This window comes from Peribacillus sp. NJ11 (assembly GCF_030348405.1).
Lineage (GTDB): Bacteria > Bacillota > Bacilli > Bacillales > DSM-1321 > Peribacillus.
The window spans coordinates 3,989,736-4,010,249 of sequence record NZ_JAUCFO010000001.1 but is presented as its reverse complement, the minus strand read 5'-3'; the positions used below and the strand labels follow the sequence as shown (position 1 = coordinate 4,010,249).

17 protein-coding genes and 3 pseudogenes are annotated in these 20,514 nt (G+C 35.8%); 17 read left to right on the top strand and 3 right to left on the bottom strand.

The genetic code is table 11. The features are described from left to right. The first annotated feature begins 408 nt into the window (after window positions 1–408). The 7 genes and pseudogenes from QUF86_RS19725 to QUF86_RS19695 all read left to right on the top strand — a co-directional run bounded on the left by QUF86_RS19725 (window position 409) and on the right by QUF86_RS19695 (window position 6,936). Window positions 409–1,695 (top strand): histidine--tRNA ligase, encoded by a 1,287-nt coding sequence (locus QUF86_RS19725; RefSeq protein WP_289335322.1) that lies wholly within the window; start codon window positions 409–411, stop codon window positions 1,693–1,695. A 281-nt stretch (window positions 1,696–1,976) separates the two neighbouring features. Then, window positions 1,977–2,129, top strand: coding sequence for a hypothetical protein (locus QUF86_RS19720; protein ID WP_289335321.1), 153 nt, complete (start codon window positions 1,977–1,979; stop codon window positions 2,127–2,129). A gap of 17 nt (window positions 2,130–2,146) precedes the next feature. Further along, window positions 2,147–2,595, top strand: a pseudogene (locus QUF86_RS19715) (MarR family winged helix-turn-helix transcriptional regulator). Between the two features lie 503 nt (window positions 2,596–3,098). Next, complete coding sequence (locus QUF86_RS19710; protein WP_289335320.1) at window positions 3,099–4,040, top strand: ring-cleaving dioxygenase; 942 nt, start codon at window positions 3,099–3,101, stop codon at window positions 4,038–4,040. A gap of 105 nt (window positions 4,041–4,145) precedes the next feature. Further along, window positions 4,146–5,093: a ring-cleaving dioxygenase gene (locus QUF86_RS19705; protein ID WP_289335319.1), complete on the top strand. Its 948-nt coding sequence runs from the start codon at window positions 4,146–4,148 to the stop codon at window positions 5,091–5,093. Further along, the gene (locus QUF86_RS19700; protein WP_289335318.1) at window positions 5,090–5,695 is read left to right on the top strand and encodes an alpha/beta hydrolase; all 606 of its coding nucleotides are present in this window, start codon (window positions 5,090–5,092) and stop codon (window positions 5,693–5,695) included. The genes QUF86_RS19705 and QUF86_RS19700 overlap by 4 nt, the downstream gene beginning before the upstream one ends. A gap of 404 nt (window positions 5,696–6,099) precedes the next feature. Beyond that, a complete protein-coding gene (locus tag QUF86_RS19695; protein ID WP_289335317.1) occupies window positions 6,100–6,936 on the top strand; it encodes an alpha/beta fold hydrolase in 837 nt (278 codons plus the stop codon). A gap of 268 nt (window positions 6,937–7,204) precedes the next feature. Here QUF86_RS19695 and QUF86_RS19690 read toward each other — a convergent pair. Further along, window positions 7,205–7,381: pseudogene (locus tag QUF86_RS19690) on the bottom strand (NAD(P)H-dependent oxidoreductase); the annotation flags it as partial. A gap of 352 nt (window positions 7,382–7,733) precedes the next feature. Next, window positions 7,734–8,970, bottom strand: a pseudogene (locus QUF86_RS19685) (IS110 family RNA-guided transposase). 421 nt (window positions 8,971–9,391) lie between these two features. Between QUF86_RS19685 and QUF86_RS19680 the strand changes: the two are divergent. The 10 genes from QUF86_RS19680 (at window position 9,392) to QUF86_RS19640 (ending at window position 19,259) form a co-directional block, all read left to right on the top strand. Next, window positions 9,392–10,729 (top strand): M1 family metallopeptidase, encoded by a 1,338-nt coding sequence (locus QUF86_RS19680; protein ID WP_289335316.1) that lies wholly within the window; start codon window positions 9,392–9,394, stop codon window positions 10,727–10,729. A gap of 189 nt (window positions 10,730–10,918) precedes the next feature. Further along, the gene (locus QUF86_RS19675) at window positions 10,919–11,413 is read left to right on the top strand and encodes a GNAT family N-acetyltransferase (RefSeq protein WP_289335315.1); all 495 of its coding nucleotides are present in this window, start codon (window positions 10,919–10,921) and stop codon (window positions 11,411–11,413) included. 455 nt (window positions 11,414–11,868) lie between these two features. After that, entirely contained in the window at window positions 11,869–12,777 is a 909-nt protein-coding gene (locus tag QUF86_RS19670) for a macrolide 2'-phosphotransferase (RefSeq protein ID WP_289335313.1), read from the top strand. 396 nt (window positions 12,778–13,173) lie between these two features. After that, window positions 13,174–14,070, top strand: coding sequence for an RCC1 domain-containing protein (locus QUF86_RS19665; protein WP_289335312.1), 897 nt, complete (start codon window positions 13,174–13,176; stop codon window positions 14,068–14,070). A 261-nt stretch (window positions 14,071–14,331) separates the two neighbouring features. Continuing rightward, a complete protein-coding gene (locus tag QUF86_RS28655) occupies window positions 14,332–14,433 on the top strand; it encodes an LPXTG cell wall anchor domain-containing protein (RefSeq protein WP_142398510.1) in 102 nt (33 codons plus the stop codon). A gap of 489 nt (window positions 14,434–14,922) precedes the next feature. Continuing rightward, window positions 14,923–16,206, top strand: a complete 1,284-nt coding sequence (locus QUF86_RS19660) for an IS110 family RNA-guided transposase (RefSeq protein ID WP_289335310.1) — start codon at window positions 14,923–14,925, stop codon at window positions 16,204–16,206. 491 nt (window positions 16,207–16,697) lie between these two features. Continuing rightward, window positions 16,698–17,267, top strand: a complete 570-nt coding sequence (locus QUF86_RS19655; RefSeq protein WP_289316426.1) for a nucleotidyltransferase domain-containing protein — start codon at window positions 16,698–16,700, stop codon at window positions 17,265–17,267. Between the two features lie 94 nt (window positions 17,268–17,361). Then, window positions 17,362–17,847 (top strand): HIT family protein, encoded by a 486-nt coding sequence (locus QUF86_RS19650; RefSeq protein ID WP_289335309.1) that lies wholly within the window; start codon window positions 17,362–17,364, stop codon window positions 17,845–17,847. A 197-nt stretch (window positions 17,848–18,044) separates the two neighbouring features. Next, window positions 18,045–18,482, top strand: coding sequence for a hypothetical protein (locus QUF86_RS19645; RefSeq protein WP_289335308.1), 438 nt, complete (start codon window positions 18,045–18,047; stop codon window positions 18,480–18,482). A gap of 219 nt (window positions 18,483–18,701) precedes the next feature. Then, a complete protein-coding gene (locus QUF86_RS19640) occupies window positions 18,702–19,259 on the top strand; it encodes an isochorismatase family protein (RefSeq protein ID WP_289335307.1) in 558 nt (185 codons plus the stop codon). Between the two features lie 226 nt (window positions 19,260–19,485). Here the strand turns inward: QUF86_RS19640 and QUF86_RS19635 are convergent, their stop codons facing one another. Then, window positions 19,486–20,256: a sporulation protein gene (locus tag QUF86_RS19635; RefSeq protein ID WP_289335306.1), complete on the bottom strand. Its 771-nt coding sequence runs from the start codon at window positions 20,254–20,256 to the stop codon at window positions 19,486–19,488. Between the last annotated feature and the right edge of the window lie 258 nt (window positions 20,257–20,514).

Genomic DNA, 20,514 nt, shown 5'->3' with positions numbered 1-20,514 from the left:
TAGCAACAAATAGAGGAATAGGTGGAAAATTGAAAATATATTTTATTTCTTGTTGAACTAACGGGTGCTTTAGCTGAAGATTAGAGCTGTCTTTAAGGCATCTTTTTCTTTATGCAACTAACGGGGCAGGTTAGTTGAACAAGCAATAATCAAAAAAAATAAATAAATATTGGAAATAAACTTTTTATTGTGATACATTAAATGGAAATACGAGGTGGACAAAATGCTGTCATTATTGAATAATTTTTCCCTGTCACAATTACATCATCATAACTAGTAGTCTTGCTATTCGATTTTAAAAATCGTATATAGGAAGGCTATTTATAATTGAACCGCATTGATTAAGTTTAAGAACTTTAATCTTTTGCGGTTTTTTATTTTTAAACAAACAATTGGAGGTAAAAAAAGATGAAAAAGATGGATTATCAAAATGTAAAGGGTACACAAGATTATTTACCACAAGCAGAAGTAGTACGAAACAATATTAGAAGAACATTAGAAGATGTTTTTATCCAATATGGGTGCAAACCTCTAGAAACTCCAATTTTAAATTACACCGAATTGCTTGCTTCTAAGTATGGAGGGGGTGCTGAAATTTTAGAGGAAATGTATACATTAACAGACAGAGGAGAAAGAGATTTGGCATTGAGATACGACCTAACGATCCCATTTGCAAAGGTAGTTGCAATGAATCCAACAATGGGGATGCCTTTTAAAAGGTATGAAATAGGTAAAGTGTTCAGAGACGGTCCTATAAAAGCTGGAAGGTTCCGTGAGTTTACTCAATGCGACGTTGATATTGTGGGAGTTAAATCTCAAATAGCTGAAGCAGAATTAATGATTATGGCATTGGATGCATTCCACAAACTCGATTTAAAGGTAATAATTCAATATAACAATCGAAAATTATTAACTGGAATGCTACAAGTGTTTGAAACATCAGATGAAAAAATTAATAAAGTAGTATTAATACTTGATAAACTTGAAAAAGTTGGATTAGAAACTGTTACTTCGGAGCTTACTGAACAGGGGTTGCCGCCTTCAACAGTCAAATTAATTAAACAGTTTTTGACTGATAAAAATAATACAAGTTATAGCTACTTTGAACCCTTTTCTGCACAAAGCGAACAGGTTAAACAAGGTATAGAAGAATTAAAAGAACTGGAAACATATTTGGAATTCCTTGGCGTCAGTAACCAATGTATATTTAATCCATTTTTAGCAAGAGGCTTGGAGATCTATACGGGTACTATTTATGAAATTTTTTTATCTGATAAAAAAATTAAGTCAAGCATTGGTAGTGGGGGAAGATATGACAATGCTATCGGTGGACTTATTGGAACAAATGAGAATTTTTCTACAGTTGGAATATCATTTGGTTTAGATGTTATTTATACTGCTTTAAATGCATCAAAGGAAAAAATCTTAGAAAATCCTACTGTGGACTTTTATGTAATCCCAATAAATACGCAAAAAGAATCATTCTTAGTGGCAAGACAACTAAGAAATAAAGGCTACAAGGTTGAGTATGAAATGGGAAACAAAAAGATTGGGAAAGCCTTAGATAAGGCAAACAGGGAGAATTTTCGGAACGTTATCATAATTGGGGAAGATGAAGTAAAAAATAATCAATTTAAAATCAAAGATATGTTCTCTGGCGAAGAAAGAATTGAATCTTTTGTTTTTAATAAATGATGAATATGATAATTTCCTCTTTATGAACAAACGGGTGCGTTCGTATTATAAGGTTAGCCAGTTTTTACTGGTTGACCTTTTTTTAATAGAATCTATTATATCAGTAGCCAGGGTAGGACGTACGGGTCGTGGGGCTTGATCCCGTGAACTAAACTGTCCGCCCCCTATTTGTAGAAACATGTTTGAGGCTGGTTGGGACGTAGATCTCGTATAACAAGCGAAGCTATGACACTACATGGAGGACTAGGGGTACTGGTAAGTATGTAGAGGAGGAAAAAACAATGAATCCAGTTGTTGGTCTGGATGTGGTAAAAGAAGAGAGTCAAGTTCAGGCATTCTTAGATCAATCTAAACCGTATGGGAAATCATCTCGTTGTACCATAATATACCAAAATAGAAAAAGTAGCTTTATACCTAATCTTCAGACTATTTAAAGAATGAGGTGACATTCATGAAAGATAATATAACGAATCGCTCCTCAACTAAAAAAAAGGAACGGCTAGGATTAATGTTATGGTTTCGAATAACACGAATATATAACCAGAGTATTCGGGAATTCAATCAACATTTTAAAAATGGAATCTAACTGCAGCTCAATTCGATATCTTTGTTCAAGTGGGTTCTCATGAACGATTGTCACAATAAGAACTAGCAAACAAGCTTTTTGTTACGAAAGGCAATATTACTCAACTGTTAAGGAAAATGGAAGATTTGGGATTGATTAATCGGAAACAGGAATGGAAAACAAAATACCTTTCATTGACTGAGGTTGGAAAAGAGTTTTTTTATGAAGTTGTTTCAAAACAAGAACAATTTCAGGCATCACAATTTTCCAACTTGAATTACAAGGAAAAAAAACAGCTTCTAGATTTACGAAAATTCAAAAACCATAGGAGGTAATGACATATCAGCACTAGTGATAGAGTGCCTGTAAACTTAAAAGCACTATTCAATTTCAAGTAAGTGATAAAAATTAGTCGTTGTTGCAAAGTTATCTACTTCTCTGATTGAATAAAGGTGAATCTTCTTGCTATTTCAAATAGTAATCGCTAATTCCATATAGCTTCCTGGTAAAAACTTCAATAATGTCAACCTCAACTATAACTTTTTTCTCCTTCTGACCTATTTCATATGAATCATTTGAAATTATATATCATCAATATCACTTTAATATCGAAAATGTTGGGCGATACCCCTTTATTTAACCAACAGAATCATGGATATTGTGAATAATTTCCATGATTCATTTTTTAATAAAATTAAAGATCCAATATTTATAGACAATAAAAAACTTCGGATAAAGGAAAAAACACCCATAAAGTCGTATATACAATTATCGACAAATTGGCGATGCTTTTTAAGGTTAGTGTCTAACCAGAAATAAAAATAGGAGTGAAAATAAAATGAGTAAAAAAACGATGGGTATTCACCACATTACTGCAATTGTTGGTCATCCTCAAGAGAATGTTGATTTCTATGCAGGTGTATTAGGTTTACGTTTAGTGAAAAAAACTGTCAATTTTGATGACCCAGGTACCTACCATCTTTATTTTGGTAATGAGGGTGGAAAACCAGGAACAATCATGACATTTTTCCCATGGGCAGGAGCTAGTCAAGGAAAAATTGGTGATGGTCAAGTAGGCGTTACATCTTATGTTGTTCCAAAAGGAGCTATGAAGTTCTGGAAAAAAAGACTGGAATCCTTCAATATTCCTTTTACTGTTAGGGAGCGCTTTAGCGAGAAATACTTGGAATTTGATGACCCTCATGGGCTACACTTGGAAATTGTTGAAAGGGAAGAAGGGGAAGTAAATACATGGACCTTTGGCGGGGTAACACCTGAGGTAGCTATTAAAGGCTTTGGCGGTGCTACTTTATTATCGACCTATCCTGACAAAACGGCTGCATTGTTAGAAAACATATTAGGACTAGAATTAATCGGCAAGGAAGGCGACTTTGCACGTTACCGTTCTTCAGCAGAAATTGGCAATGTCATTGACTTAAAATTAACGCCAATAGGACACGGGACAATGGGTGTTGGAACCGTACACCACATTGCATGGCGGGCAAAGGATGATCAAGACCAATTGGAATGGCAAAAATATGTTGAGGAAAACGGATATGGGGTAACTCCTGTACGTAATCGAAACTATTTTAATGCGATTTACTTTAGAGAACACGGGGAAATTCTCTTTGAGATTGCAACAGATCCTCCAGGATTTGCTCACGATGAATCTGAAGCGACGATGGGAGAAAAATTAATGTTGCCAGAGCAGTATGAACAGTCTAGAGGGCAGATTAAACAAAGTTTATTACCATTTGAGGTAAGAGAATTAGAGTTGTGAGCTGTTTAGCTGGTACAAATTATGCAAAATTAGGTGAGATTTTTTCCATAGAGAGACCTAATTAATTTCTTGATCAAAGTAATGAAAAGAATGGGAATGGTGAGATTGCAAAAAACAACAGGGATCCATCATATAACAGCAATGGTGAACGATGCCCAAAGAAGTATTGATTTTTATGCTGGCATACTGGGGTTAAGACTTGTAAAAAAGACGATAAACTTTGATCGTCCAGAAGTCTATCATCTTTATTTTGGAAATGAAACTGGTCAACCTGGATCTGTTATAACTTTTTTTCCGTGGCCAAAGCAGTTAAAAGGTCGAATTGGAACAGGACAGGTTGGAGTAACCAGTTTTATCATCCCGAATCAATCGATTAAATTTTGGGAAAATCGTTTGAAAAAATTTAGAATTAGGTTTATTCAAGCAGTACGTTTTGGAGAAAAATATTTACAATTTCAAGATCCAGATGGTCTCGAAATTGAATTAGTGGAACGAAATGAGGGGCCAAAAAATAATTGGAGTTTTGGAGAAGTCGATTCAGAGGTTGCAATTAAAGGGTTTGGTGGTGCTATTTTAATTTCAACTCAGCCTAATAAAACTGCGAATGTGCTTGAAAACGTATTAGGGCTCGAATGTCTTGGGCAAGAAGCGAGCTTCCTTAGGTTTAAATCGGATTGTCAGTTTGGAAATACAATTGATATTAAGCTAACACCTTCGGTTCGCGGGTTAAAAGGGGCTGGAACTGTTCACCATATCGCATGGAGGGCAAAGGATGACCAAGATCTTTTGAGATGGAGAACACTTCTTCAAGATAAGGAGTATTATCCGACTGAGATTCGTGATCGAAACTACTTCAAGGCTGTGTATTTCCATGAACAAGGCGGTATCCTTTTTGAAATAGCGACAGATCCGCCAGGCTTTTCCGTTGATGAAGCTGTCGCTGAGCTTGGAAATAAACTGATGTTACCATCTTGGCTGGAGCCAAAACGAGAAGAATTAGAAGAAGCCTTACCTACTGTGGAAGTTCGCGTTCTGGAGGGAGATCAATCATGAAACATATATTTAATAAGGGTAAAGATTCAACGAAACCAACGTTATTATTACTACATGGTACTGGCGGAAATGAATTAGATTTATTACCTATAGCGGGAAGAATTGATGACGAGGCTTCAGTGCTAAGTGTCCGCGGAAATGTATTGGAAAATGGAATGCCTCGATTCTTTCGGAGATTAGCTGAAGGTGTATTCGATGAGGAAGATCTGATTTTCCGTACAAAAGAATTAAATGAGTTTCTTGATGATTCTGCTGCAAAGTATAATTTTGATCGAGAAAACATGATTGCTATTGGATACTCAAATGGAGCTAATATAGCTGCTAGTTTATTATTTCACTATCAAAATGCATTAAAGGGAGCCATTCTCCATCACCCGATGGTACCGAGAAAAGGAATTGTTCTTCCTGATTTGTCAGGAAAATCAGTATTTATTGCTGCTGGTAAAAATGATCTTATATGTTCGCCGATGGAATCTACTGAACTTCAATCCATATTTGAAAAGGCTAATGCAAAAGTTGAAATTCATTGGGATAATAGGGGGCATCAATTGACTGTTGATGAAGTTGAAGCTGCGGCTCACTGGTATCGTAGGGTCTTTTAAACTTTAGTAATACAAATTAAATTTTTTGTGAATAACATAAAACTTGCAGAGTGAAATCGATAAATAAGCCTTGATGTTTTAGGAAGGGTAGTGATTCCTAAATCTAACTTAATTGAAGATACCCCAATTGGAGTTGCTTAGAAATCTCTAATTCGATTTTTCAGTTTAAGTTCTTCAATATTTTCAATAATTTACACACCTTGGATTAAACAAATAAATTGTAATCTAATAATATTAATTGATTTAATATTTTTTGAATAATTTTACAATTTCGATAGTAGGGAATATAATAATCCTATAAACATTTTGCAAAAAAATATTTTAAATGTTTTGGAGTAAAGAGTTTTTTTGATTAGAGAAGCAAGAATAGGTTTAATAATGAAAATTCATGGGAGGAAATTTATATGGCAAAATTTACTGTAGGTAATGAAAATCATGCTCCAATTGAACTTTATTATGAGGACCATGGTTCAGGGAAACCCGTTGTCTTAATACATGGTTGGCCTTTAAGTGGACGCTCTTGGGAATATCAGGTGCCAGCTCTTATTGAAGCAGGTTACAGAGTCATAACATATGATCGTCGAGGATTTGGAAAATCATCTCAGCCGTGGGAAGGATATGAATATGAGACATTTGCTTCTGATTTACATAAACTGTTAGAACATTTAGATCTTCAAAATGTCACACTTGTTGGTTTTTCTATGGGTGGAGGTGAGGTAGCTCGATACATTAGTACGTATGGAACAGGTCGTATTGAAAAGGCTGTTTTTGCTGGAGCAGTTCCTCCTTATTTATACAAATCAGAGGATAATCCTGAAGGAGCATTAGATGATGCAATAATTGAAGAATTCAAAAGTGGCGTGATAAATGACCGCCTTGCATTTCTTGACAAATTTACGAAGGGATTTTTCGCGGCGGGTAATCAAACAGATTTAGTTAGTGAGCCATTCCGTTTATATAATCGGGATATTGCAGCTAGTGCCTCACCTAAGGGAACGCTCGATTGTATAACGGCCTTTAGTAAGACAGATTTTAGAAAGGACTTGGAAAAGTTCAATATACCTACTCTTATTATTCACGGTGACTCTGATGCAACTGTACCTTTTGAGTTAAGTGGAAAACGTACATATGATTCCATTCCTGGTAGTAAGCTCGCTCTAATAAAGGGTGGTCCACATGGATTAAACGCAACTCATCCAAAAGAATTTAATGAAGCGTTACTAACATTTTTAAAAGATTAATAAAGTAATGACAGTTTTACTTAAATGAGAAAGAGCATTCTTTGTTTTTTATAAGGTTGTAGAAAAAATCTTAATAATATCGTATGAATCAGGTGTGGAATAACTCCTTATCCATATTCACTTTAGTTGAAAAAACAGCACAAAAGGATCTTCGTTTGGGGCTGTTGACAAATACCCCTTTAAACAAAAAAAGATGAACATCTACTGAATGTAGTGGTTTATCTTCTTTTTTGTTTACTATATGCTGTGTCCGGTTATGAGATTCTTTACCATGCGATTCAACCAACTTTTGTTCTTTTTCTACATCTATGTTTCCATCAGGGTAAACCTTAGACAATTCTTGAACAGTATACTTTTCTGGATATTTTTTGAATTCTTCTACCAATCGCTTATTAATGACGGATGTTTCTAAGTCTGGGTGTGTTACGATAACAAGAGTTTTCAAAGATTTGTCCTCCTTAAGTATTATTTATTTTGAGTATAAAGTTTACACTGCAATTATGTAAGTATGCACTTTTAGTACAGGTACTTTCATAAAGGAGAGTGTTACCCCAAGCTTTTCGGGTCGCCACTGTAGTTTTAAACCTATTATAAAAAAGTTAAACCGTTTATAAAAAGATGAACCGAAATGATTTTAATTTCGGTTTTTCTTATTGAACTAAACCAGCTAATAGTTTGTCAACATTTTTCAATAAAAAGATAAAAACATACGTGATATACTAAAAATAGGCATACCAAATAACCTTCCTTCAGACTCTTATTTGGAAGGTTTTGTTCTATTTAGTTAAATATAAATTTTAAACAATATCTTGGAAAGTCATTTTGTTCTTTAATAGAGCGAAAATCCAGTGTAAGAGCTTATTTACACAGGCTATGACGGCTACCTTATAAGGCTTTCCTTCCTCGCGCTTCTTGTCAAAAGACACGCGTAGCTTCTTATTTCGAGGGATAATTTCATCAGTTGTCTTAGACTTCCGGCAGTTACGAATAGCACAACGAACTGCCATATATAAGGCGTGTCGAAGTCTGCTAGAACCTCTTTTAGTGATTCTGTTTTTGGTAGCTGTAAACTTACCAGATTCGAATACACTAGGATCAACTCCAGAGAAAGCTACAAGTTTTTTAGGATGATTAAATCGATCTATCTCACCAATTTCAGAAATAATCGTTGCTGCGATCTTTTCTCCGATACCTGGGATAGATTTGATGATAGTATATTCTTCAATTTCTTTAGCGAGGGCGTCTATCTCTGCCTCTAACTTTGATAGATGCTCTTTGTACTGAAGAAGAATATTTATATACATACCAAGGCTTAAAATATGACTCTGATAGACTGTCTTTTCAAAAGGGTTACGAGCTGCCGCAGCTTTAAGCTGAATCGCTTTTTCATTTGCCCATTTAATTGATCTACTCTTGCATAACTCAAATATCCTTGCTGTAATTGCTTCTTCACTTGCCTTCAAAATGTCCTCTGAAGAGGGGAACTCTAAAAGAGTTAAGAGTGACACCACAGAATATAAATCTCCAAAAACTCCTTTATATTCAGGAAACACTTGTTCAAGCACTGCCTGAAATTGAAGCTTTGTTTGAATCATAACGCCAGTTATGTTTTCATGTTGTCTTGTGAGATTACGACGGTTCAATAACTGGACTCCACGCTTTTTATATGGCTCTAACTCTTCTTTATAAAACAACTCACAGAGAAGATAGGCATCAATCGCATCTGTTTTTACCTTTCTTAAGCTTGATCCTCTTGCCTTATATGAAATCAATGGATTAATGATTATCAATAAATATCCTCGTTCTTCCAAGTAATGAACGACTGGAGTTTGATAATGTCCAGTGGCTTCTAAAACGACTGAAGGCTTCTGACCAGCCTCTTTCTTTACATCCTCAAGAAACGCTACAAGTAAATTAAGCCCCTCAACAAGTATGAGTTATTTTAAAACTCTTTTGATAAGGTTTACCCTTATCCAAAAATGCTTGAACCTGACTTTCCCCTTTTGAAATATCCAGACCAACGACTGGATTCATTCTAAATCTCCTCCTAATCTAGTGGATTACCGGTACCCCTATTTCTCCTTGCAGTGTCACAGCTTCGCTTGTTATACGAGATCTACGTCCCAACCAGCCTAATCATGTTTCTACAAGTAGGGGGCAAACTGTTTAGTTAACGGGGTCTATCCCCATGAGCAGGTACGTTTTGCCCCGGCTACCGTAATAATAAAACCATATAAAAAATGGTCAACCAGAATATTTTCTGGCTGACCTTATAATACGAAAGGGGCAGGATAGTTCCATAAAAAATAGAAGGGATTTACATTTTTTTGAAGAAGTATTGTCTTTACCTAGTTAAAATTAAATATAATGAGGTGAAGAGATTAAAAGATTAATTATTATATGCGTACTATTAGTTGTAACTGGTTCTATATGGATGATATATGGAACTGAAAAGATGAAATTTCCAAGCACTTCAACGGTTAAACAGGGTAAGGAAGAGTTTTCACCAAAAGGATTATCTCCAGGTAGCGAGTCTGAGTACGATATTAATATGGAAATGGATGTAGAAGGAAACTTTAAAATCCATTCAACTACTTCAATAAAGAATATCTCTACTGATAAATGGGAACAGTTAGTGTTTTACTTTATTCCAAATATGTTTACTGAAACTAATTCATACTTAGAAAAACCATCTACTGTTAAAGTCGAAAGCATAAATCTTGATGGAAAAACAGTAAAGTTCAATCTTGAAAAGGATACGTTAACAGTTCCTTTAAATGAAAAATTAGAACCAAATCAAAATGTAGTTGTGGACATTAAGTATGAATTCACTCTTCCGGAGAAGGGTCTAAGATTTACTAAAAATGAAAATAATTATTTTTTAGCACAATGGTATCCTATGATTGCCACATATAGAAACCATAAATGGAATAAGGAAGCGTATCGGCTTAAAGGTGAGACCTATCATACTGCATTTAGTGATTTCAAAATACAATACAAATTGCCAAAAGATTTAACCATAATTTCATCCAGCGATAATGATAGGTATCCAAGTAAACGTACAGGCGTTTTAGAAGAGGAAAACTTAAAAGATTTTTATATTTCATTATTGAAGGAACCGAATGTGATCCAAAAGAAGACAGATGACATTAAAATAAGAGTATTTGGGGTTGATGAAAGGAAAGAATTACATAAAGAAATAAGCGAGATGGCTATTGAAGCAATGAATTACTTTCAAAATACTATTGGACCTTATCCTCATAAGCAACTGGATATTATTTTAGATGAATTAGGAATGGAATATCCAGGTGTAGTAACAGCTGGTTCTATTTATAATCGTCTTGAAAGTCCTGAACATCTAAAGCGTATAGTCGTTCACGAAATTGCTCATCAATGGTTTTATGGGGTTATAAGTAATGATCCTTATCACGATGCCTGGCTGGATGAAGGTATAACAGACCTCGCTACTTTGTTGTTTTATGCAAATCAAGGTAATGATATTTCCTTTGATGAAGAGCTCTTTAAGGAATTAACTTTACCTGTAAACTTACCACTAGATAAATACTCTTCTAACGACCAGAGTAATTATATTTATGGGAAATCTTCCACAATGCTCTGGAAAGTTTTTCAGGAAAATGGCGGGGAATTAAAAGCTGAAGATTTTCTCAAAAATTATTATGACCATTATCAATATAAAGAAGTAGATACTCAAGAGTTTGTAAGATTTTCAAAATACTATTTGAACTTAAAAGATGACGTCTATTTTAAAGATTGGATTTTATTAGATGAATGACAACGAGAATTTACATTAAAGTCATTTAATATAACTCATTTATTTCCTTGGATCAACTAACGGGTGGTTAGCTGAAGATCAGAGCTGTCTTTAAGGCAGCTCTTTCTTTATGCAACTATCGGGCAGGTTAGTTGAAGAACAGGTAATAAAATTTCTATGTCGAATTAGTAACAAATGGGGTGATTAATTTTGATACATGTAAAAAGTTTGGAACAAAGTGAGAATGATTTAGATTTTTTAACGGATATGATGTATGAAGCTATTCATATTCCTGAAAATAAGCCACCTAAAGAAGAACTGTTAAATTTACCACATATCAAAAAATATAGTGAGGGATGGGGACGAAAAGGTGATAGAGCAATAATTGCTTTTGAGGATAATTTACCTGTTGGTGCTGCATGGTATCGAGTATTTGCAGAAAATCAAAAAGGTTATGGATATGTTGATGATAATACTCCTGAACTAGGTATAGCTGTAATTAATAAAGTAAGAGGTAAGGGAATAGGTAACCTGCTTATGGAAAAGTTATTTGAAACAGCTTCTAGAGATGGTTATACATCACTATCTTTGAGCGTTGACCCTAAAAACACTAAGGCTGTACAACTTTATAAGAAACTTGGATTTGAACAATGTGATTCATCAGGAACATCTTGGACAATGATATATAACGTCTCTTCCAGTTAGAAATTTTCAACTAACGGGTGCGTTAGCTGAAGATCCGAGCTGTCTTTAAGGCAGCTTTTTCTTATGCAACTATCGGGGCAGTTTTGTTTAAGAAGGAATTTTTAATAGATGTGTCATATATTGTAAGATAGGAGGGGGATGAAAAACTGGATCTATGAAATTGAGTTGGAGTATGTTTATTAATATTTATCGGGTTACTAGTATTGGGCATGTTGTATGTAATTCATTAAGGGATAATAATAAAAATGACTTGCCACATAAGTACCCAAATAAAGAGAAGTGGAGGTGGGTGTTAAAAGAATAAACTATGATATTGAATACCATCTAAAATTATTAGTAGATGAGGTCAAGGCTCATGATAAGACAGTTCTTAAAATTGGCGATCCCCAATCTCTGGGGATTTTCTTATCGTGTTAAATCCGCATTTTCTAAAATAACGATTAGGAAGTGAAGAAATGAGTAGATCGGAAAAAGAAGTTTTAGAAATAGCTGCTAGAGATGGCTTGCTTCTAAACCAGGATTCTTTAGAGTTTAATGAATCAGGGGTGGACTTTCAAGTAGTATTTGCAGTTGACCAACAAGAAAACGAATGGGTGCTGCGATTACCTAGACGTGAAGATGTTATGCCACGAACAGCGGAAGAGAAAAAAGCATTAGATTTGGTGAAAGAGCATATCACTGTTTTTGAAGCCCCGAATTGGAAGATTTATACCAACGAATTGATTGCATATAAAAAATTAAATGGAATACCGGCAGGTACGATAGACCACGAGATTCAAAGTTATGTCTGGGAACTTGATATCAATAATGTGCCAGATTGTTTTTACAATACACTTGGTAAAGCACTAGTAGCTTTACATAATGTTCCAATAGAAAAGGCGATGAATGTTGGATTGACTGTTCATACACCTGAAGAAGCAAGAGAGTCAATGAAAGAACGAATGAATGCTGTGAGAGAAGAATTTGGCGTGGGTGATACACTGTGGACTCGGTGGCAGCAATGGTTACAGAATAATGAAATGTGGTCGATGAAAACAGGACTCATTCATGGCGATGTACATGCAGGACACATTTTGATTGATAAGGAAGGAAATGTAACTGGTTTAATTGATTGGACTGAAGCGAAGGTATCAGATGTATCGAATGATTTTGCTGTACTTTACAGGACATTTGGAGAAGATGGTCTCGAATTGTTAATCAATGCCTATAAAGAAGCAGGTGGATATGTGTGGCCTAAAATGAAAGAGCATATTATTGAATTAGAGGCAGCATATCCAGTTGCGATTGCAGAATTTGCCATTGTATCTGGTAGTGATGAGTATTTCCAAATGGCAAAGCAGGCATTGCAAATAATCGATGCATAGTCATGTCTATAAGAATAAACAATTTATAGATGTGGATTTAAAATAAAGTCACTATTCTTTTGCTCTAGATTATTTGTCTGGAGCTTTTTCTTTGATTCATGAAGAAAGTAGAATTTAAGTGAAATTAATGAGTTCTTGTTCAACTAACAGGTGCGTTAGCTGAAGATCGGAGCTGTCTTTAAGGCAGCTTTTTCTTATGCAACTATCGGGGCAGGATAGTTAAATACAAATAAAGTTATTTAAGAATGCCAATTCTCTTATTCAATAATAGGGCCAGATAATGGAATAAACTAAAAGGACAGTTAGATATGGTTCCTTTATCACACAACCATACAGTTGCTTACATTTGACGAGCAACCGTAACTGCAGGGTTGCTTATATTCAAGGAGGTAAAACATGGATTACATTTCACCGAAAGAAGCGGTGTTAAAGGTGAAACGGTGGCCTAAAGATACCATAGCGGCGGGTCGTCGTCATACCGTAGGGCTTAAATCTGATGGAACGGTGACGGCGGTGGGTGATAATAAATATGGCCAATGTGATGTAAGCGGCTGGCGCGATATTGTGGCGGTCGCGGCTGGTAATGTTCATATGGCGACGAACACGGGTAATGCTCATACAATCGGTCTTAAATCTGACAGTACTGTGGCGGCTGTGGGTTGGAATAAGCATGACCAATGCGATGTAAACGACTGGCGCGATATTGTAGCGGTTGCGGCGGGTTGGCGCCGTACCATTGGGCTTAAATCGGATGGCACGGTGGTAGCAGTGGGCCGAAATAATGAAGGTGAATGCAATGTAAGCGGCTGGCATGATATTGTGGCGGTCGCGGCGGGTGACTGGCATACAATCGGTCTTAAATTGGACGGCACGGTGACGGCTGTAGGTAATAATCGGTATCGCCAATGCAATGTAAGCGGCTGGTGCGATATTGTGGCGGTCGCGGCGGGTTATCTTCATACAATCGGTCTTAAATCGGATGGTACGGTGACGGCTTTGGGTTTGAATAAACATGACCAATGCGATGTAAGCGGCTGGCGCGGTATTGTGGCGATAGCGGTGGGTAGTAATCATACAATCGGCCTTAAATCGGACGGTACTGTGGCGGCTGTGGGTTGGAATGAGTATGGCCAATGTAATGTAAGTGATTGGCGCGATATTGTGGCGATTGCGGCGGGTTGTGCCCATACCGTCGGCCTTAAATCGGACGGCACGGTGGTTGCTGTGGGTGATAATGAATATGGCCAATGCGATGTAAGCGGCTGGAGCGGCATCCAACTGCCCGGCAATTAACGAGTTAATGAGCATTGCTTCAGAAATAAGGCTATTCCATTAAAGGGCGCGATTCTTTAATAAGAATCGCTTTTCTTAATGAACTAACGGGTGCGTTACTTCATTACCAGGAGCTGATTAGCAGCTCCTTTTCTTATGCAACAAACGGGGCAGTTTAGTTTAATAAGACTTTTAGAATCAAACTACCAGTTGAAACCTTTTTAGGAAAAATCTCGTATATAGATTTAGGGAAATGTTTTTTTAGAATAGGAGGAACAGGTTATGTTAGGGGATATTATATATCAAGTTATTGTTTTCGGAGGTATAGCATTAATTTTAGGTGTTTTTGGTTATTTATTTTTTAAGAAGACCAAGAAAAGTTAATTAAATTTCTAATTCAAGTAACGGGTGCTTTACTTCATTAAGAAATAGTAAAATGGAAGAGGTTTTGTATGAGAATTAATGAGAATGAGAAAAAGAATTTATGGAAATCTTTAATAAATAATGGGTTCTTGAGTGCCCTTTTTGTTATGTTAATAGGAATTATAGTTTTGATTTATGTACTAATCTAATATACTTGTTCAACGTGTGGCTTTACTTCAATAAAGAGTAAAGCCTTTTTCTTATTCAATGAGCACATCTCTCTTATTAAACAAAACAAGCTAAGTTTGTGATTTAATACACTTAAACTAACGGGTGCGTTAGTTCATTAACAGGGGTTGCTGCGGCAGCCTTTTTCTTATGGCACTAACGGGGCAGCATTCCTGTAATAACTGAAAATGAGGTTTGAACGAAAAAAGACCTCTTGATAAGATGAATGTGTCCTGAGCTGGCCAGCTAAAAAGGACAATACATCTATTTGGAGGTCTCACAATGAATTATAACCAAAATCATAAAATCTCTCAAATTACTTCTGAAACCTTAATTGTCGGAGTAGATATAGCCAAGCACAATCATGTCGCGAGAGCACAAGATTTTAGAGGATTGGAACTAGGTAAAACGTGTTTCTTTGAAAATACGAAAGCAGGATTTCATTCGTTTCTAGATTGGATTACCCAACTTGTTAAAGGGTGTAAGTTAAATCAAGTGATTGTAGGGATGGAGCCAACCGGTCACTACTGGTTAAATCTAGCTCATCTTCTAAAAGAGAATAATATTAAGTTCGTATCAGTCAATCCACTACATGTTAAACGAAGTAAAGAATTAGACGATAATTCACCTACAAAGAATGACGTGAAAGATGCAAAAGTCATCGCACAGTTAGTCAAAGACGGAAGATACGCCGAACCAACAATTCCACGAGGAATTTATGCAGAACTCCGAGTGGCCAAAAAACTTCGCGATCTTCTCAACGTTGATTTACAGGTCGTTCAGGGACAAGTTCATAACTGGCTTGATCGTTACTTTCCCGAATTTTTGACGATGTTCAAAAGTTGGGAAGGCAAGGCAGCTATTCATTTTCTAAAGCTAGAAGCCTTGCCACATGAACTTGTAAAGTATACGGATGAAGAGCTCTTACTTTCCCTAAGACAAGTGGTAAAACGCAGTATAGGCTTAAAGAAGATACGAGCACTTAAAGAAGCAGCCAATCGTTCGATTGGTATTCGTCAAGGGGCAGCTATGGCGAAATTAGAGTTGAGAGCTTTACTAGAGAAGTATGATTTTATTCAAATGAAATTCGAAGAAATAGATCATCAATTAGACCATATCCCAGGTGTCACACAGATGTTAGAGGTGTCAGGAATCGGTCGAGATACAGTAGCAGGGTTTTTCGCAGAGGTCGGCGACCTCAGAGACTATCAACATCCTCGCCAAATCGTAAAATTAGCAGGTTTAAGTTTAAAAGAAAACACATCCGGAAAGCACAAAGGTCAGACCAAGATTACCAAACGGGGACGAAAGAAATTAAGGGCTCTCTTATTCCGGGCAGCCATGATACTGGTGGCAAAGAACAAGGCTTTTAAAGCTCTTCATATATATTACACAACACGTTCTCACAATCCCTTAAAGAAAATGCAATCTCTGATAGCTTTGTGTAACAAGCTTATTCGAATTCTGTTTTCAATCGGTAAAAAACAATTTACGTTTCAAGAAGACAAGATGTTAAAGGATATCCCTCATATGGCAACATTTGTAGACCATCAAACAGTCGCATAGTTCATTGAATTTTAAGGTTACACGGTCATTTAATTAACACTTATTTAAAAGTGAAGCACGGATTAGTCGGCAAAGCAACTAACGTGAGGACTTAGATCCTGTGGGGCAGCATGACCGACATCCACCTCATGGAAAGGTTGAACGAAGGAATGTGGGAGCATCGACTCTGTGAGAAATGGGAGGGTTGACCTCCATGAGACATGTGGATATCCTAAAGTGCGATCATGACATTGCTTAAACCAATTTTTTCCTATGATTGGCTAGTTTAGCATGCACTTTTTTCGGTAAATCCCTATTCTTGAGGAGTATTGCCGAGCTTACATAGATAACGGTTAATGATATGGCTATGAAATTCTAAGAATTCTAGAGCAATCGTGAGATTGTGTTTAGTTTATTGAGGGAGGTTAGTTGCATAAGGATTCAGTATAGAGGTTTTTCAAAATAGAAAAAGAATAGATAAGGATATAAGTTTTTTAGTCTGGGGGATTCATATGTCATTTGAGCAATGTCATAACATTACTTCTTTAATGTCAGGGTTTAATAAAACGTGGTTCTTTGCAGGTGGTTGGGCAATTGATCTTTTTATCGGCAGAGAAACAAGACAACATCACGATATAGAGATTGCACTATTTCGAGAAGACCAATTATATCTGAAGGAATATCTTAAAGAATGGGATTTTAAAAAGGTTATTAAAGGTAAATTTTACACTTGGGAAAATGAGTTTTTAGAGTTACCTATTCACGAAATACACGCTGTGAATAATTCAAATGGAGATAAATTAGAAGTTCTTCTAAATGAAACAAAGAAAAATGATTGGAAATTCAGAAGGGATTTAACGATTTCCCACCCACTTAAGTCAGTTTGGAGTTATTCTGATACAGGCATTCCTTATCTAAATCCAGAAATTGTACTTTTATATAAAGTAAAAAACACAAGAGAAAAAGACCATCAAGACTTTATGGCGACAATAGACAATCTAAATAATCAGAGGAAAAAATGGCTTCATTATGCTATACAATTGCACGAACCAGAACACAAATGGCTTCAATTCTTAACATAATGTTATAAAGAACTAAAGGGGCAGGATAGCTCAACAAGGGTTTGTTTATTTTTATCTTTTTAAGAGAGATAATTTTATGTTTTTGGAGGGAATTATGAGGGAAATTACTTTGTCTAATGGAAAAACAGTTGAAGTCGAATGTTTAAGTTGTGCTTTAACAAGTGGGGAAATAGAGCCGGATGGTGGTGTAATAGTCGAAACTGAATATTTTCATGCTCACCAAGACGTTGCATATCCCATTAAAGGTTTAGTAATTTTAGCATCTAAACGCCATATTAAGTGCTTTGACGAGTTAAATGACCTAGAAAAGCTTGATTACATAAACTTGCTATCTATGATTAGAAAAGCTCAAAGGGAAGTATTAGGGATTGAACATGTTTATTACTTTTATAATGAAGATACTACCCACCATTTCCATACTTGGATGGTTCCTCGATATGAATGGATGTACGATTTTGGACGTTCGGTAGAATCTGTTAGACCAGTTTTGCTCCATGCAAGAAACAAATTGAATAATGATGAAAATGTAAAAAGTGTAATTGATGGAATTAAGACTTTAAAAAAAGAACTATACACTTAATCCTTCCTTGTCCCACTAACAGTTGCTTTCGATAAGAGAGTTGCTTTGGCAGCTCTTTTTCTTATGGCACTAACGGGGCAGTATAGTTCAATAAGGTTTCATTCCTTTCTATGGGTTATTTTGGCAAGAAATGAATTGAAACATCATTGATTCGGAAAACGTATAAGAGGAAACTCTAAAAAAGGAATTGAAGAATTTTGGCACAGTATTTCTCTTTACTAATCTTATCATTTGTAATGCTTGTGGGAATGTCGGCTTACTTTTGGCATTTTTATAAATTGAAAAAGAAAAACCGAGATTCGTATAAGATACCGATCAAGGACATTCTTGGAGTCGCCTCTTTATTTCTCCTATCAGGGACCCTATTTGTTTATTCTTTGTTAGACCTGCCTAACGTTTTAGCTGATAAGACGAAACAATATAATGGGAACTATGAGATCGTTATATTCAGTAACGTAAGAGGAGGACACCAGGAAGCCAACTTTGGAAACCATAGCATTTCGTTTCCTGAGAATTATCAGGGTGCAGAAGAAGGCAGCTACTACTGCGAAGTGGAGTATTATTCACGAACTGAACTGGGAAAGTCCTTGAAACTTTATCAATCAAAGGGCGGAAAACTAATAAATAATAAATAGTGTTTCATCTTCAACTAACAGGTGCGTTAGCTTAAGATCGGAGCTGTCTTTAAGGCAGCTTTTTCTTTATGCAACTATCGGGGCAGGATAGTTCAAGAAGGTATTAGTAAATCTTTTGACGAAAATATAAAGAGCTTAGTAAGAAGTGCTTACATACTATCTGATATTTAATAAAAAACAGGAGAAAACTAACTGCTAATAACTTTAGGGGGGAAAATATTGAAACAAACATTACTGATAATCGATGCTCAACAGGAATTAATAGAAGGTAATAAAGAAGAACAAGGAGTCTTTGAGAAAGAAAAAATCGTTAATAACATTAATACTGTAATTGAAATAGCGATAAATGAAAGTATCTCCGTTATTTTTATAAGAGATTTAGATGTTTCAAATGGAGAAGGATCTGGATTCCAGATACACAGGGATATTAAAGTACCATCAACTGCTATCATATTTGATAAAGCTGCCACAAATTCGTTTTATGGCACTCCATTACACGAACATTTAAGTAAAAACAATGTAGACCATATTGTAATAATGGGATGTAAGACGGAACATTGTATTGATACAGCTGTTAGAACAGCAACAATCAATCATTTTGATGTAACATTAGTTGGTGATGGACATTCTACTTCTGATTCCAAAAACTTATCTGCAAAACAAATAATCCTTCATCACAATGAAACCCTTCACGGTCACTATAATGTAAACAATTTTTCACTTGTTAGAAATACTAATGAAGATTTGTTTAAACCTGTTCACAATAATTACCGATAATAATCATCTTCAACTAACAGGTACGTTAGCTGAAGATTGGAGCTGTCTTAAGGCAGTTTTTCTTCTTTAACTAACAGATGTTATTGTTTAATGAAAAATCTACTAATCTAGTATAATAGTTCTTCTTTTGTCTATACTGTCTATTAATATGGTATAGATTGGAGAGAAACAGGTATGATCTTAACTGATGTATGGGATTTATATAAGGCAGATAAACAAATCCAATTTATCGAGAATAACGGGATAGTATATCCATTAGTTCTTGCTTGGCTGTTTCTACACTTTCTTTTTGGAAATGTTTGTATTGCACTCGGATCTTGGATTCATCCATTCCTGCTGCTCTTTCCAAAAAACCAGAAAGTCCTCTTGCTTTTCTATCCACTTCGATGAATAAATCTACGGATTGAGCGTCCGCGACGAATCCGATTTCAACCTCATCAAGGCTTCTTTGGAATGGACCGCCCTTTGGCTTGTATTCGAATTCCTGAAAGACACCCGTTTTGCTACGTTTGAAGGGTACATTTTTCACTTTGTTCAAGTAAAACCCTAATGATTCGATTGCTTTTAGGAAGCTACTGACTGTTTCATTTCCAAATACGTTTATATAATCGTTATCTTTAGGGTCCAATGCGAACGTCACATCCATTTCCGTCTTCATCCACACAGACACGTCCCCTATCGTGATTGGCGTTTCGTACGGAAGTTGCAAGGAAAACGGAATCACCTTTTCTTCGCCTTTTTCAATGACGAATGCATCCGAAACATTTATTTTGTTAATGGTAACATCATCTAAATACGTACGGTCATCCTGTTCCCTCAAAACCTGTGTCATCACATGGATGTACAGCCCATTGATTTCTTGTTGGGTGTTTCCTCCAAGGACAAACACGTTCCCTTTTACCGTTTCTCCTTGTTTGTATGAAACTTTCTCTAATTTTGTATCCACTTTCGCTGCACCGATTCCGATGCTTGCTTTCATTTTATCAAAAAATGACATGTACATAATTCCCCCTTTGTCAGTCTATGGTTAGCATAGCATAATGGATTCATCATATGCGCTTTTTTCGTATCGCTTATGTTTACTTCAACTAACGGGTGCTTTACTTCATTAAGGGGGTTGCTACAGCAGCCTTTTTCTTATGGAACTAACGGGGCAGTTTAGTTTAATAAGAGAAAAGCCTATTTCATGTCGCTTTTGATCATCTTAATACCAGATAGTTCTACAGATAGATAAATATGATAAATGTGGCTTTGA

What these genes read in the sequence shown, in the direction of transcription:
- QUF86_RS19725 (WP_289335322.1), top strand. Translation starts at nt 409, where the DNA reads ATGAAAAAGATGGATTATCAAAATGTAAAGGGTACACAAGATTATTTA.
- QUF86_RS19720 (WP_289335321.1), top strand. Translation starts at nt 1,977, where the DNA reads ATGAATCCAGTTGTTGGTCTGGATGTGGTAAAAGAAGAGAGTCAAGTT.
- QUF86_RS19710 (WP_289335320.1), top strand. Translation starts at nt 3,099, where the DNA reads ATGAGTAAAAAAACGATGGGTATTCACCACATTACTGCAATTGTTGGT.
- QUF86_RS19700 (WP_289335318.1), top strand. Translation starts at nt 5,090, where the DNA reads ATGAAACATATATTTAATAAGGGTAAAGATTCAACGAAACCAACGTTA.
- QUF86_RS19695 (WP_289335317.1), top strand. Translation starts at nt 6,100, where the DNA reads ATGGCAAAATTTACTGTAGGTAATGAAAATCATGCTCCAATTGAACTT.
- QUF86_RS19680 (WP_289335316.1), top strand. Translation starts at nt 9,392, where the DNA reads ATGAAATTTCCAAGCACTTCAACGGTTAAACAGGGTAAGGAAGAGTTT.
- QUF86_RS19670 (WP_289335313.1), top strand. Translation starts at nt 11,869, where the DNA reads ATGAGTAGATCGGAAAAAGAAGTTTTAGAAATAGCTGCTAGAGATGGC.
- QUF86_RS19665 (WP_289335312.1), top strand. Translation starts at nt 13,174, where the DNA reads ATGGATTACATTTCACCGAAAGAAGCGGTGTTAAAGGTGAAACGGTGG.
- QUF86_RS28655 (WP_142398510.1), top strand. Translation starts at nt 14,332, where the DNA reads ATGTTAGGGGATATTATATATCAAGTTATTGTTTTCGGAGGTATAGCA.
- QUF86_RS19660 (WP_289335310.1), top strand. Translation starts at nt 14,923, where the DNA reads ATGAATTATAACCAAAATCATAAAATCTCTCAAATTACTTCTGAAACC.
- QUF86_RS19655 (WP_289316426.1), top strand. Translation starts at nt 16,698, where the DNA reads ATGTCATTTGAGCAATGTCATAACATTACTTCTTTAATGTCAGGGTTT.
- QUF86_RS19650 (WP_289335309.1), top strand. Translation starts at nt 17,362, where the DNA reads ATGAGGGAAATTACTTTGTCTAATGGAAAAACAGTTGAAGTCGAATGT.
- QUF86_RS19635 (WP_289335306.1), bottom strand. Translation starts at nt 20,256, where the DNA reads ATGTCATTTTTTGATAAAATGAAAGCAAGCATCGGAATCGGTGCAGCG.